14 protein-coding genes are annotated in these 12,873 nt (G+C 69.1%); 5 read left to right on the top strand and 9 right to left on the bottom strand.

Annotation, left to right across the window (positions count from 1 at the left end; translation table 11 throughout):
• Positions 1 to 8 precede the first annotated feature (8 nt).
• Positions 9 to 1,007, top strand: coding sequence for a helix-turn-helix domain-containing protein (locus ACFVM3_RS35960; RefSeq protein ID WP_378444359.1), 999 nt, complete (start codon positions 9 to 11; stop codon positions 1,005 to 1,007).
• Between the two features lie 84 nt (positions 1,008 to 1,091).
• The gene (locus ACFVM3_RS35955; protein WP_378444358.1) at positions 1,092 to 1,223 is read left to right on the top strand and encodes a hypothetical protein; all 132 of its coding nucleotides are present in this window, start codon (positions 1,092 to 1,094) and stop codon (positions 1,221 to 1,223) included.
• On the opposite strand, the gene ACFVM3_RS35950 is transcribed toward ACFVM3_RS35955, so the two are convergent.
• The 3 genes from ACFVM3_RS35950 to ACFVM3_RS35940 all read right to left on the bottom strand — a co-directional run bounded on the left by ACFVM3_RS35950 (position 1,213) and on the right by ACFVM3_RS35940 (position 3,273).
• Positions 1,213 to 1,416 carry a hypothetical protein gene (locus ACFVM3_RS35950; protein ID WP_378444357.1) on the bottom strand — a complete coding sequence of 68 codons (204 nt, stop codon included), beginning with the start codon at positions 1,414 to 1,416 and terminating at the stop codon, positions 1,213 to 1,215. The genes ACFVM3_RS35955 and ACFVM3_RS35950 overlap by 11 nt on opposite strands.
• A gap of 55 nt (positions 1,417 to 1,471) precedes the next feature.
• Entirely contained in the window at positions 1,472 to 2,224 is a 753-nt protein-coding gene (locus ACFVM3_RS35945) for a trypsin-like serine protease (RefSeq protein WP_378444356.1), read from the bottom strand.
• A gap of 74 nt (positions 2,225 to 2,298) precedes the next feature.
• Entirely contained in the window at positions 2,299 to 3,273 is a 975-nt protein-coding gene (locus tag ACFVM3_RS35940; protein WP_378444355.1) for a LysR family transcriptional regulator, read from the bottom strand.
• Positions 3,274 to 3,365: 92 nt separating this feature from the next.
• Between ACFVM3_RS35940 and ACFVM3_RS35935 the strand changes: the two genes are divergently transcribed.
• Positions 3,366 to 4,328: a M64 family metallopeptidase gene (locus ACFVM3_RS35935; protein ID WP_378444354.1), complete on the top strand. Its 963-nt coding sequence runs from the start codon at positions 3,366 to 3,368 to the stop codon at positions 4,326 to 4,328.
• Between the two features lie 7 nt (positions 4,329 to 4,335).
• On the opposite strand, the gene ACFVM3_RS35930 is transcribed toward ACFVM3_RS35935, so the two are convergent.
• The 4 genes from ACFVM3_RS35930 to ACFVM3_RS35915 form a co-directional block, all read right to left on the bottom strand.
• A complete protein-coding gene (locus ACFVM3_RS35930; RefSeq protein WP_378444353.1) occupies positions 4,336 to 4,800 on the bottom strand; it encodes an SRPBCC family protein in 465 nt (154 codons plus the stop codon).
• A 59-nt stretch (positions 4,801 to 4,859) separates the two neighbouring features.
• Positions 4,860 to 5,744 carry a helix-turn-helix domain-containing protein gene (locus tag ACFVM3_RS35925; protein ID WP_378444352.1) on the bottom strand — a complete coding sequence of 295 codons (885 nt, stop codon included), beginning with the start codon at positions 5,742 to 5,744 and terminating at the stop codon, positions 4,860 to 4,862.
• 10 nt (positions 5,745 to 5,754) lie between these two features.
• A complete protein-coding gene (locus ACFVM3_RS35920) occupies positions 5,755 to 6,810 on the bottom strand; it encodes an LLM class flavin-dependent oxidoreductase (protein WP_378444351.1) in 1,056 nt (351 codons plus the stop codon).
• A gap of 165 nt (positions 6,811 to 6,975) precedes the next feature.
• Positions 6,976 to 7,587: a precorrin-3B C(17)-methyltransferase gene (locus tag ACFVM3_RS35915; RefSeq protein WP_378444350.1), complete on the bottom strand. Its 612-nt coding sequence runs from the start codon at positions 7,585 to 7,587 to the stop codon at positions 6,976 to 6,978.
• A 296-nt stretch (positions 7,588 to 7,883) separates the two neighbouring features.
• Between ACFVM3_RS35915 and ACFVM3_RS35910 the strand changes: the two genes are divergently transcribed.
• The gene (locus ACFVM3_RS35910) at positions 7,884 to 10,568 is read left to right on the top strand and encodes a beta-N-acetylglucosaminidase domain-containing protein (protein WP_378444349.1); all 2,685 of its coding nucleotides are present in this window, start codon (positions 7,884 to 7,886) and stop codon (positions 10,566 to 10,568) included.
• Positions 10,569 to 11,240: 672 nt separating this feature from the next.
• Here ACFVM3_RS35910 and ACFVM3_RS35905 read toward each other — a convergent pair.
• On the bottom strand, positions 11,241 to 11,855 hold the full coding sequence (locus tag ACFVM3_RS35905) for an epoxide hydrolase N-terminal domain-containing protein (RefSeq protein WP_378444348.1): 615 nt from the start codon (positions 11,853 to 11,855) through the stop codon (positions 11,241 to 11,243).
• A gap of 177 nt (positions 11,856 to 12,032) precedes the next feature.
• Here ACFVM3_RS35905 and ACFVM3_RS35900 point away from each other — a divergent pair, with 177 nt between their 5' ends.
• The gene (locus tag ACFVM3_RS35900) at positions 12,033 to 12,269 is read left to right on the top strand and encodes a hypothetical protein (protein WP_378444347.1); all 237 of its coding nucleotides are present in this window, start codon (positions 12,033 to 12,035) and stop codon (positions 12,267 to 12,269) included.
• A gap of 370 nt (positions 12,270 to 12,639) precedes the next feature.
• On the opposite strand, the gene ACFVM3_RS35895 is transcribed toward ACFVM3_RS35900, so the two are convergent.
• A partial coding sequence (locus ACFVM3_RS35895; RefSeq protein ID WP_378444346.1) for an HNH endonuclease signature motif containing protein occupies positions 12,640 to 12,873 on the bottom strand: 234 nt, incomplete at its 5' end.

The following is a 12,873-nucleotide window of genomic DNA, read 5'->3' as shown; positions in this document are numbered from 1 at the left end:
GGTGGAAAGTGGTATCGACGACTCCCCCGGACGGACTCGGCGCGCAGCTGGCCAGATTGGGACTCGGTGAAACCGCCGCCCGGATCTACCTGCGGATGCTCGAAAACGCGCCCGTCACCGCCGAGGAGCCGGCTTGGCGCGAGAACGACCCGGAGACCGTCCAGCTGGCACTGAAAGAACTGGCCGACGCGGGGCTCGCGGTATCGTCCGGGGTGGACGGGTCCGAGTACCTCCCCGCGAATCCCAGCGAAGCGCTCACCGCGCTGACCACGCGACGGCAGGCCGAACTGCACGACGCGCGGCTCGCGGTCCAGACCGCGTACCGCGCCTTCCGGCGGGCGCATTCGGGGATGCCGAACGCGCAGGACCTGCTCGAAGTGGTCACCGGCGACGCCATCATCCCCCGGCTCCAGCACCTCGCGACCACGGTGCGCCATCAGGTGCGCCGCCTCGACTCCCCGCCCTACTTCACCGGCGGCCGCCGGAATCTGCTGGAGGAGGAGCAACTGCGGCGCGGGATCACCTACCGTTGTGTCTACAGTGGAGCGTCGCTCGGCGATCCCGGCTATCTCGCCGCGAACATCCTGCCGTGCCTGCGGGCGGGCGAACAGGCCCGCCTGCTGCCCGAGCTGCCGGTGAAACTGACGCTGTTCGACGACCGAGCGGCGACCATCGCACTGACCATCCGCGAGGCGGATCGCAACCAGTCCATCGTCATCGTGCGCCCTTGCAGCCTTTTCTCCGCGCTGGAGGGACTGTTCGAAACCTCCTGGGCGGCCGCGCTTCCACTCGACCGGCACGGACGGGCGTCCGGCCAGCCGATCCGTCCGGTCGAACGGGAGCTGCTGCTCCTGCTCGCCGCCGGGCGCAAGGACGACGAGATCGCCGCCGAACTCGGCGTCAGCAGGCGCACCCTGTTTCGCTATCTCGAAACCCTGATGGACCGCGCGGGCGTGTCCAGCCGGTTCCAGCTGGGGATCTTCGCCGCGCACAACGAATGGCTCTGAGCACCCCGCTCACCCGGACGGGGTCACCCAGGTGGCGGCGGAGGCGCCGAAAGCGGATGGTGATCTCGGAAGGAGGGCGGAATCATGGGGAATCACCGACATCACACCAGCGCCGCGTCGCTCCGGATCGCCACCGCCGGCCTGCGGGTGATCGCGGTCGTCGTCGCGGTCGCGGCCTGCGCCTGGCTCGCGCTCTGGCTCGCGTTCACCCTCTGAGTCCCGCCGGTCCCGGCTGGGCTTCCGGCGGGCTCTCGGGCTCCGGAACCGGACGGTCCGGCCCTGGATCAGGGACCCGTTCGGGCACCCCGGGATCCGGCACCGGCTCGGGAATCCCGGGGTCGGGGACGCCGGGGTCCGGCGGCATGGGGTCCGGCGGTGCCGGAGGCGCGGTCATTCGAGCAGTCGTCATCGCACTCCCTCCTGCTCACGCCACTACCCGATCCGCCGCCGGACGAAACGGCCCGTTAGCCCGTCCGGGTGGCGATCCAGTCCGCTATGACGTCCGCGCGCGAGGTCGTCTCGATCCCGGCGTGCGGGCAGTCCGGCCCCGTGGCCTCCAGCGACACCAGGCTGCCGCTCTTGCCCTCCGGGACGAAGTACGGCGCGCCCGAGTCGTACGTGCAGGCACTGGTCGTGATCGAGGGTGCCGCGCCGCGGACACCGATCGTCGTCGGGGCCACCGTCGCCACCTGGACCGTGCCTTGCTGCATCCGGGTGGCCGGAGCGGGGTTCTTGGCGGTCAGGCTTCCCCAGCCCGCCAAAGTCAGCTGCTGGCCGATCTTCGGGAGCACCCGGTTCACCGTCAGCGGGGTCACCGTCGTCACCGGGGTGTCCAGTTTGATGAGGGCGACGTCGTTTTCCTTCGCCTGCAGCACTTCGGTCGCCTTGCGGGCCACGCCTGATTCGATCGCCTCGTCGACGAGGCCCAACGTCACCGTCGTCGGATACGGCACCTTGCCCGCGACGCGTTTGCGGTGCGCGTCGTGGAAGCAGTGACCGGTGGTGACGACCCAGCCGGGCGCGACCAGCGCACCCGTGCAGTAACTGCTGTAGGTCGAGCCGTCCGGGCGGGGGATCTTCGTCATCGCGATCTTCGCGACGAACCCGAACTGCCCTGGTGGGACATCGGTGCCGTGGGCGACGTCCGGCGCGGCGAACGCGGCCGGAGCGGTGGTGATGGTCAGGACAGCAGCGGCCAGCAGGGCGCGCAGACGCAATTTCTTACCCTTCGTCGATGAGGTGATCCGAGGCTAGGACCCCTGCGCGACAAGGGGAATTCCCTGACCAGGTGTCACCCGATGGCACGCCGCCCGTCGTTCGGTTCACCGCGACGGGCGAGCCAGTGTCGATAGGGGTGGCTGCTTTCGGTGTCGGCCCGGTAGGACGCCTCGGCCGCGGCGATCAAGACATCGCTGTCCGCGCCGAAGGCACCTCCCGTGCTCCAGGCGATCAGGTACCGCATCCACAGCGGATCTCCCGCGAGTGGCCGGATCGCGATCCCGGGTGAGGTGGGAAACGTGACCTGGCAGGGCGAAATCGCCCGGCCGGCGGCGATCAGGCGTTGCAGAGGCCGCAACTCGGTGCTCCGGTGCGCCACCTGCGGCCGGAATCCCGCCCGCGCACAGGCTTCCTCGAAGCACTCCGGCCAGCCGGCACCGTCGGACGGCCCGAGCACCCACCGTTCCCCGGCCAGGTCGGCGAGGTCGATCTCGGTGCGGCGGGCGGCAGGATGGTCCGCGGCGATCGCCACGAACACCGGTTGTGTGGCCAAGGGCCGCGACTCCACCCCTGGTGCCGACGGCAGGCTGTGCCCGGGATAGTCGGCGACCACGGCGGCGTCGAGCTGCCCGCCCGCCACGAGATCCAGCAACCGCAAGGGCGAGAACTCGGTGGTCACCGAAACCGCCTGCCCCCGGCCGGAATCACCGAGCCGGTCCGCCAGCTCGACGACCATCGAACCGCCGATCCCACCCAGCGCGACAGGACGTTTCTCGCCTTCGGCCAGGAAACGCGCCGCATCGCGGTGCATCGTGTCCGCCGCGGCGAGGACGGCGCGGGCACGGACGAGCACACATTCACCGAACGCCGTCGGGAAGACCCCGTCCCGCCCTCGGACGAACAAGATTCCCCCGAATGCGCGCTCGATCCGTTGCACGGCGGCGGTCAGCGCGGGCTGGGTGCTCCCGACCGCTATCGCCGCGCGCGTGATGCTGCCCGCGTCGGCGACGGCGCACACCACTCGCAGGTGACGTAACTCGACGTCCATCACGCGGACCTTATGGCCACTTGGGATGTGCCGGAAGCCGTCGAAAGTCGGGATCGTTTTTCGTACTCCCCTCGTCCCCGCAAGGAGTACGCATGCGACGCGCCTGCCTGATGGTCGCACTGACCGCCACCCTCGTCGCCGGGCTCGTCCCCGCGACGGCGTCGGCGGCGCCCGGATTCACGACGTCGATGGAGGCCTTCGAACCAGGAGGGACCATCACCCAGGTGGACGTCACCCGGCCCGCTTCGGATCGAACCGCCGCGCCGCAGCAGATCGCGAGCGCCGCCGGGGTGACCCCGATCGAAACCAACGGCCCCAGCGAGACCACCTTCGACCTGGTCTTCGTCGGTGACGGCTACACCTCGACACAGCTGGGCACCTACTCGCAGCACGTACGCGACAGCATCGCGGCGCTGTTCGCCATCGAGCCGTACAAGAGCTACCGCGAACAGTTCAACCTCTGGCAGGTCGACGTGGTGTCACCGCAGTCCGGTATCACCAACGACCCGACCCAGGGCATACGGCGCAACACCGCGCTGGGCTCGTACTTCTGGTGCGGTGGGATCGAACGGTTGTTGTGCGTCAACGAAACCAAGGCGAACCAGTACGCCGCGGCCGCGCCGGACGTCGATCAGGTCATCATGCTGGCGAACACGACGAAGTACGGCGGCGCCGGTGGCGGGGTCGCGACCTCCTCGGGCGGCAACATCCAGGCCAGCCAGATCGTCGCCCACGAACTCGGGCACTCCATCGGCGGGCTCGCCGACGAATACGACTACGGCACCTGCGACGCCCGCGAACCGCGGGAGCCCAACGCTTCCGCGCTCACCGCCCAGCAGATGAAGGACCGCCGGGCCAAGTGGTACACCTGGCTCGGCAAGCCCTCCCCCGACGGCGGCACGGTCGGTGTCTTCGAGGGATCCCGCTACTGCAAGACCGGGATGTACCGCCCCAGCGTGAACTCACTCATGCGCACGCTCGGGCAGCCTTTCAACCCGCCCAGCACCGAAGCGATGATCGCGGGCTTCCACCGGGAAGCCGCGCATCGGCACTGAGTCCTCGTCATGGCCTCTTGGCCGGGCCGCCGGCGTGCTCGGCGAGCCCGGTCGCCATGTCGCGCATGAAACGGCGAAGGTACCAACGGAAGATCCACGCGTTGCCCTTGCCGACGCGATACGTTCCGTGCCAGCGGATCCGGGTGCAACCACCGGGTGTTTCCCACAGATCGACCGAGGCCTGGTAATCGAGCATGACAGGGACTTCCACGCCCTCGTAGGAGAACCGTCGTCCGGGGTCGAGCGCGGTGATCCGCTCCTTGGTGACCGTCTTGCCGGTGCGGAAGGCCCGTACCGCGCCGACGCCGTCGCGGCCGTCGGCGGAAAGTCCTTGCGACGCGGCGACTTCCAGTGAACCCACGCGCGACCAGACCGGCCAGCTGCGGGCGTCCAGCAGCAGTGCCCACACCGCGGCGGGCGGTGCCTTCGCTTCGGCGGTGACGTCGTACGACTGCGTTCCAGAACTACTCACACGCCTCACCCTAGGAACGGGCGGGCGGGGCCACCATGCGCCGGATTGCGCGGCGACGATCAGGAATTGCGGTACTCCGACGGACGCGATCCGGTGTGCCTCAGGAAAGCGGCCGACAAGGCGCCCGGAGTGGCGAACCCGCATCTACCCGCGATCCCGGCGATCGGGAGATCGGTGTCGCGCAGCAGCCTTCGCGCTTCCTCCATCCGTAGCCCGCCGAGAAAACGGTGCGGGGTCTGGCCGGTCCTTTCCTTGAAGACGCGGATGAAGTGGTAAACGCTCAAATGTACTTCCGCGGCGATTTCGGCGACGGTGAGCGGTTCGGCCAGCCGTTCACGCATCATCGCCACCGCGGCGCGGACACGGTGGTCCTCCCGGCCCGCGCCCGACGGCTCCGGCTTACGCGCGTGGCGGGTGAGCAGGTGCACGGCGAGGAAGGCGGCCGCGGATTCGGCATAGAGGTCGTCCTGCTCGCCGGCGTTTCCGACCGCGCGGACCAGCTCGTCGAGCAGCGGATCTCCCCCGGACACGGAGGCCGCCATCGCCTCGTGGTCCACCGCGCGGCCACCCAGCCGCGCGGCCACCGACTCCACCGTGGTGCCCGGGATGTGCACCTGCAGGCTTCGCATCGCTTCATCGCCGCGGTAACGGCGCTGCAACGGCATGCCGGGAACGGCGAGTTCCAACCGCCCCCAGGGGTGGCGGTCCCACCGGCCTTCGCCGCGGGTCTCCATCACCGCCCGCCCCGAAAGCGGCAGGACCAGATGCAGATCCGCGACGGCGGGCAGCCGCATGTCCTCGGCGACGGGAACGTGGTCGAATCGCTGGACCAGCAGCGATTCCCAGCCGGAATCCTCCCAGCTGCAATATGTCCGCCGGACATAGCGGGACATGTCGAAACCGGTGTACGGCTGAAGGTCGAATCGCTCGGAATCGAACACCACGCCTCCGAGGCTAGCCGAGCAACTCCTTGACGCGCGGGACGACCTGCTCGCCGTAAAGCCGGATCGAGTTCAGGCGCTGCTCGTGCGGAAGCGCGCCGACGCTGTATTTGAGCTGGAATCGCGACAGACCGAGTGCCCGCACCGCCCACGCGATCTTCCGCGCGACGGTTTCCGGCGAGCCGACGAACAGCGCGCCGCGCGGCCCGGCCATGGCGTCGTAGTCGGCCCGGGACATCGGGCCCCAGCCGCGTTCGGCGCCGATCTTGGCGAAAGCGGCCTGGTGATGCGAGAAGTGCTGGGCGACCGCGAGTTCGTCGGTCTCGGCGACGTGGCCAGGGCTGTGCATCGAGATCGGCAGCTCGTGGTGGCCCGCTTCCTTGACCGCGCGCCGGTACAGATCCGCGAGCGGGACGAACCGCTCCGGCGAACCACCGATCACGGCCATCACCAGCGGCAGACCGTAGGCGGCCGCGCGGACCACCGACTGCGGGGTGCCGCCGACCCCGACCCACGCGGGCAGACTGCCCGATTCGGTGACCGGGAAGGCCTGCGCGCCTTCCAGCGCGGGCCGGACGGTCCCGGACCAGTCGACCGGCTTCTCTCCTTGCAGATGCGTGAACAGGTCGAGCTTCTCGGCGAAGAGTGCTTCGTAGTCCTCCAGCGAGTAGCCGAACAGCGGGAACGACTCGGTGAACGAGCCCCGGCCGAGTGTGACTTCTGCGCGCCCCCGGGAAACGGCGTCCAACGTGGCGAACCGCTCGTACACCCGCACCGGGTCGTCCGAGCTGAGCACCGTGACCGCCGTGCCCAGGCGGATCCGTTCGGTCTGCCCGGCGATTGCGGCCAGCACGACGTCCGGCGAGGACACCGCCATCTCGGCGCGGTGATGCTCGCCGACGCCGAAGTAGTCCACGCCCACCTGGTCGGCGAGGACACCCTCGGCCACGACCTGGCGGATCGCCTCGGCCTGGCTCACCGGCTGGCCGTCGGCGTCGTTCTCGACGTCGCCGAACGTGTCCAGGCCGAAGGTCGGTGCCTGCGGGGTGCCCAGGATCTCGTAACCCATGTCCAACTCCTCAAGTAGTTGAACGCTCAAACGTCGGGCCCGGTGATCGTATTCCGCACCTTCTCGTGAGTGGCCGGAGGGGCACGTTGCGAAAGCCACTTTCGCAACCCTCCCGCCAGGCACAGCACCCGGCAGAAGCCCGGAAGGGGCACCGGCACCAAGCGGTCAAGCGCCGGCGATGTCCCGTGCCAGCTGACGGGCGTCGGACATGGTGAACTTGCCGGTGATCTGGGTTTCCCCGCCCGTGATGGCGGACTGGATCATCGGCGCGGTCAGCACCCGGCTCTTCAGCACCATCGCGACCTGCTTGCCGACGTTCGCCGCGGTCCAGTCGGCCCACGTCCGCGCACCCGCGTCGGTGAAGCTGAGCCCGACGAGCGGGCCACCCGACCGGGAATCGAGCCGAGCGTTCGCCCGGCTGAGGTCGGCCCCGGTGAGGAAGGCCGGGCCGAGCAGGTATTTGGTGCCCTCCACGCGGTCACAGCTGACCAGCGGGAGCGCCGGATCGTCGCGGCCGTCCAGCGGATCGGCTCCCTCCGAACAGTCCAGTGCCGCCGCGGCGGCCTGCTGTTCGGCCGGATCGGTGCTCTGCCGATCGGTCGCAGCGCCCGCGGCCGGACCTGGCGGCAATTCCGCGAGGACCGGGCGGAACCGCAGCCGCGACCCGTCCTTGATCGCGAAACTGTCGCCTTCGGGCTCGGCTTGACCGGAGACCCCGCCCTGGCATCCGGTGACACCGAGCAGGACGAGAGCGACCGCTATGAGGATGTTCCGCACGAAGGCATTCTGCCGTGTTCACCGCCCGCGCGTGGGCGAAACGGCTCGGCGCCACACGGTCCGCTCGAGAATTCCGAGCCTGACCTTGAGCGCGGACCCGGGGGACCACGGGGAACGCGATGGGCCGCGCAGCGCTCTCCCGGCCGCGATCGTCTCGTCGTAGGACACCGTCGGAAATCACCCAGACCGACCTAGCCTTGGTCATCACATCGGGTGTTTGCTTGCTCGCAGACCGTCGTTGATCGACGCTTAGGGGGCCGCCGATGTCCTTCCGATGGGTACTCCGACTCGTTCCGGTGACGTTGCTGGTGACCGCGGTGGCGGTGGCCGTCCCCGCACCGGCGAGCGCGGCCCCCGCCGGCGGGCCACCACTGGCCAGGGTGTGGCCGACGCCCCAGCAGTTGACACCGCGAACGGGCCAGGTGACCATTCCGCGCACCGTCGTCGAAGTCGTCGGAGCCGGCACCGATCCCTCCGCGCTCGCCGTCGTGGACCAGGTCCTTCGCGCGGCGGGTGCGAGCACCATCGTCAAGATCACCGACAACGACCAGGCGGCCGTCGACCGGGAACGCGGCAACGGCGGGCTCGTCGTCTTCGTCGGCGGCCCCACCGAAAGCAGGGCGACCGCGCTCGCACTCGCCGCGCTCCGCGTCGACGGCCCGGATGGTCTGTCACCCGGCGGATACGTCCTCGCCGCCGACCGCGGCGTGATCGCACTGTCCGGTGTGGACACTTCGGGGACGTTCTACGCCGCGCAGTCGTTCCGGCAGCTCTTCGGCTCCGGCGAGAGCCGCGCGTTCACCCTGCGAGACTGGCCGGCGGCGCCGTTGCGCGGCGTGATCGAAGGCTTCTACGGCGCCCCGTGGTCACACGCCGATCGGCTCGCACAGCTGGACTTCTACGGCCGTACCAAGCAGAACATGTACGTCTACTCCCCGAAAGACGACCCGTTCCTGCGCGCCCGCTGGCGCGACCAGTACCCACCCGAGCAACTCGCCCTGCTCTCGAACCTCGTGAGCCGCGCGGCCGCGAACCATGTCGAGTTCACCTACGCCCTCTCCCCCGGCCTTTCGGTTTGCTACTCCTCGGAGGCCGACAAGAACGCGCTGGTCACGAAGTTCCAGTCACTGTGGGACATCGGGGTGCGGTCGTTCGCGATCCCGCTCGACGACATCTCCTATACCCGCTGGAACTGCGATGCCGATGCGGCGAAGTTCGGCTCCGGTGGCGCGGCCGCGGGCGCGGCGCAGTCGTTCCTGCTCAACCGGGTACAGCAGGACTTCATCGCCACCCATCCCGGTGTCGAGCGGCTCCAGACCGTTCCGACCGAGTACTACGACCTCGCCGACTCCCCGTACAAGACCGCGCTGCGCACCCAGCTCGACAAGGCGGTGATCGTCGAGTGGACCGGCGTCGGCGTGATCGCCGGGCAGATCACCGAAAAGCAGGCCAGGCAGGCGAAGGAGGTCTTCGGGCACGATATCCTGATCTGGGACAACTACCCGGTCAACGACTACATCACCGAACGTCTGCTGCTCGGCCCGTACATCGGCCGCGAACCCGGGGTCGCGAAGTACCTGTCCGGGATCACCGCCAACCCGATGGTGCAGGCCGAGGCGTCCAAGATCGCCGAATTCACCTCGGGCGACTTCCTGTGGAACCCGGATCGCTACGACCCGGACGAATCCTGGCTCGCCGCCATCGCCGACCTCGGCGGACCCGCCGCTCCGGCGCTGAAGGTGTTCGCGGAGAACAACTATTCGAGTCTGCTCGTCCGGCTCGAAACCGGGAAGCCGGATCAGGATTCACCGGTATTGCGTCCGTTGCTCGCCGCTTTCTGGTCCGCGCTGGAGAAGAAGGACCCGTGGGACGCTGCCGCGAAACTGGACCGCTATCTCACCGCCATGGCCTCCGATCCCGAAGATCTGCGACGCGGGATGGCTTCGAACCCGAAGTTCCTCGCCGAGGTCGGACCGTGGCTCGACCAGGTCGGGCTCTACGGCCAGGCAGGCAAGCACGCGGTGAAAATGCTGCTGGCGCAGTTCGACGGCGACGGCGCGAAAGCCTGGGCGGAGCGCGGGGAACTCGTCGCCGCGCTCAAGCAGGCGCAGGCGATCCGCGTCCCGACCTCGCGCGGTCCGCGCAACCCGAGTACCTGCACGGACGTCTGCGTGCCGTTCCTCGACAGCGCGCTGGCCACCGCCGACCGCTGGTTCGGCCTGCCGGGGATCCGGCCGCGGCCGACGACGTCGCTGGGGACCTACACCGACAACGTTCCCGCCAGGATGGTCGACGGCGACCCCGATACCTACTACTGGAGCGACTGGGCACCGCGCGTCGGCGACACCATCGGGATCGACCTCGGCACCGCCCAGCGGGTGTCCCATGTGGACATCACGATGGGCAAACCGACCAGCCCGGACGACTTCGTCCACGACGGCGTCCTCGAATACTCCGCCGACGGCACGCGCTGGACGACGGTGAAGACCGTCACGGAGCCGGTGATCTCGGCGGACCTCCCCGAAGGCGCCGAGGCCAGGTTCGTCCGCGTGCGCACGACCGGCCCGCAAGCCTTCTGGGTCGTGATCCGGGAGTTCACCGTGTCCACACCGGACAGTCCCCGGTACACGGTCACCGGCACCCCGGCGGGCTCGAATCTCGCCGCCGCCGCGGACAACAACGCCGATTCGCTCTACACGGCGGCGTCGGCCCCGGTGCCCGGCGACGCGCTCGTCGTCACGGCCGCCGCGCCGAAGCAGCTGGACAAGGTCGTCGTGCTGGCCGCGGAAGCCGGTGCGGGCGCCGAGGTTCAGGTCGCGGACGCGGCCGGCGACTGGCGGACGATCGGCAGGATGTCGGGCGGCTACACGGAACTGCCCGCCGGAGGCAGCGTGAGCGGCAAGGTCCGGCTCCTCTGGTCGCCGGGCGGCGCGGCACCGAAGATCGCGGAGATCGTTCCGGTCGGTCCACCGCGACCGTGATGGCCGCCGTATGCACCGGTATCCCGTGGATGTAACGGTGTCGCCCGCCGGAGCGGGCACCGGAACGAAGGTGGCGTCACCCGGCACGGTGAACGGGACACCGAGCACCACCGGGTGCTTCGGATCCTTGGTGTCGAGCGGGACGAACTCGGCGAACATCCGGTAGGCGCCGCCGTCGGTCAGCGCGAGGCTCGTGTGCCAGGTGTCGCCGTCCAGCGTCGGGCGCACGTGCTGGAAGACGTTCATGTCGTCGCGCACGGCGAAGAAGTGCATCTGCTTGCTCTGGTTGTCCAGGAAGCAGGTGACCGGACACGTGGTCACCCGCTCGAACCGGTACCCGCTCTCCGCCTCCGACAGCCCGTCGCTGTGCGCGGCGGGAAGCAGATCCGCCGTCACGACGGGCGTGCCTGTGGGCAGAGTGTGCGGAACCGGGTGTCGGCCGGAGCGCGACGAACACCGCGGCCGCGCCGATCACCAGAGCCAGCGCGAGGAACAACCAATCCGTGAACCGGGGCTTGCGCACGCCTGCCCTCCGGCCACTTGCCGCCGAGGTTCGGCTTCAGCACGACCAGGCCCTGTTCGATACCGATGACGATGACGATGCCGCTGGAGAAGTACGGGTAGTTGCTCCACGCCAGTACAACGCGATGGTGTCGACCTGCTCCGCCGAACTCACCCCGCTTCCGTAACCCGGCCGATCGTCGGCGTACTTCTCGCCGAGCCCGGACGGCGAATCGAGCAACCGAGCGTCTGCGGGCGCGTGCCCATGAGCATTCCGAATCCGTATCCGTCGGACAGGTGAAGATCACGCCGGTCCAGCATGCGACGTTCGGACGTGCTCGGCTCCGCCAGATCTTCCGGCAACGGCGGCGCCGAAGGCATCGTCAGATGCAGGCCGCGACCCGTTCGGGAACGTGACACGCCAGTTCCATACTGACGACGGCACCCCAATCCCCGCCGCGGGCCCCGAAACACCGATACCCGAGCGCGGTCATCAGCCCCGGCCCACGCCCGGGCGGTCCGGCCGGGATGCCAGCCGCGGTCACTGGGTCGTTCGCTGAAACCGAAGCCCGGCGACGAAGGCACGACCACATGGAAGGCGTCACTCGCGGACCCGCCGTGGGCCACCGGATCGCTGTGCGGCCTGATCACCTTCTCGAACTCGAGGGTCGAACACGGCCAGCCGTGGGTCAGGAGGAGCGGGAGCGCCCGTGCGTTCGGGCGAGCGTGGAGATCGGCCAGGTCGCGATCGGGAACATGCACGGTGAAGGGTTCGATATCCGGCACAGCGGCGAAAGTACGGGCGGGTCATGGGGTTTCCCGTGCTCGGAATGGGGTTCGGCGGTCAAGGATTGCGCAGTTGTCCGTCGAGTGGCCGCCTCCTGTGTCCCCGATGCGGCGTCAGGGACAACCGGGCGGACGACACACCGGCTATGGTTCGCCGGGTTGAGACGGAGGACCGTGTTGTTTGCAGAGATCGTCTTCGTGGGGCTGCCGATCGACCGTGACGAGGTCGAAGAGGCATTGGAAGTGGCGTTCGGCGACGACGGCGAGGTCACAGGTGCGGGCAGCGGCTTGGAGCGCTGCCATCTTGACCTTGAAATTGTGGGCTTGGACAAGACCTCGGCGATGGAGCGAATCCAGAGCGTGCTTGCCGAACTCGGAATCACGGAGTGCGCGACCTTGACCGTCAGCGATTGATCAGGTCGCCACCCGTGCTCGTCCACACTGCGGATGCCCTTCTCACTGCCGATGCGGGCGCGTTCCTTGCGTTCGGCGGCCGGGACGTCTCGGTGGGCGGGCGTTGCACCGGCGCGGGTGGGCGTGCCGGGCCCGGGGCCGCGCAGTGTGGTTGAGGTGGCGCGAGTTGGCTCTGGCGAACCGAAGCAGGCGCCGATCGGGTTGGCCATGGACGCGTAAATGGGTGCGCCGTCGGGCAGGGCGGCGCGAAAGATGGTGAAGGCCTCCTTGCCAACCCTCAGGGTAGGCAAGGAGGCCTTCACGGAGCATCCGGGCGTGGGCGTGCCGAAGGGCCCGTCGCCGGTGTGTTGGCTGGCGGGCTCTTCGGTGGTCAGCGGTGGTGGAGGGTGTTGCGTCTGGGGTGTCGGAGCGGGTCTCGGTATTGAGGCGGGATGAATTCCGGTAGCCCGTCGGTGGCCATGCGGACTTGCCAGTCGCCGTGGTGGATGAGCCGGTGGTGGAATCCGCAGAGCAGCACGAGATTCCGGAGATCCGTCGGCCCGCCGTCTGCCCAGTGCACGATGTGGTGAGCGTGGCAATTCTTCGGTTTGCGATGGCAGCCGGG

The organism is Amycolatopsis sp. NPDC057786, assembly GCF_042797905.1.
GTDB lineage: Bacteria > Actinomycetota > Actinomycetes > Mycobacteriales > Pseudonocardiaceae > Amycolatopsis.
Note: the sequence above shows the minus strand (reverse complement) of the source record. Positions and strands in the feature narration are given on the sequence as shown.

Coding starts and splice junctions, on each gene's coding strand:
- ACFVM3_RS35935 (WP_378444354.1), top strand. CDS start 3,366: ATGCGACGCGCCTGCCTGATGGTCGCACTGACCGCCACCCTCGTCGCC.
- ACFVM3_RS35920 (WP_378444351.1), bottom strand. CDS start 6,810: ATGGGTTACGAGATCCTGGGCACCCCGCAGGCACCGACCTTCGGCCTG.
- ACFVM3_RS35940 (WP_378444355.1), bottom strand. CDS start 3,273: ATGGACGTCGAGTTACGTCACCTGCGAGTGGTGTGCGCCGTCGCCGAC.
- ACFVM3_RS35950 (WP_378444357.1), bottom strand. CDS start 1,416: ATGACGACTGCTCGAATGACCGCGCCTCCGGCACCGCCGGACCCCATG.
- ACFVM3_RS35955 (WP_378444358.1), top strand. CDS start 1,092: ATGGGGAATCACCGACATCACACCAGCGCCGCGTCGCTCCGGATCGCC.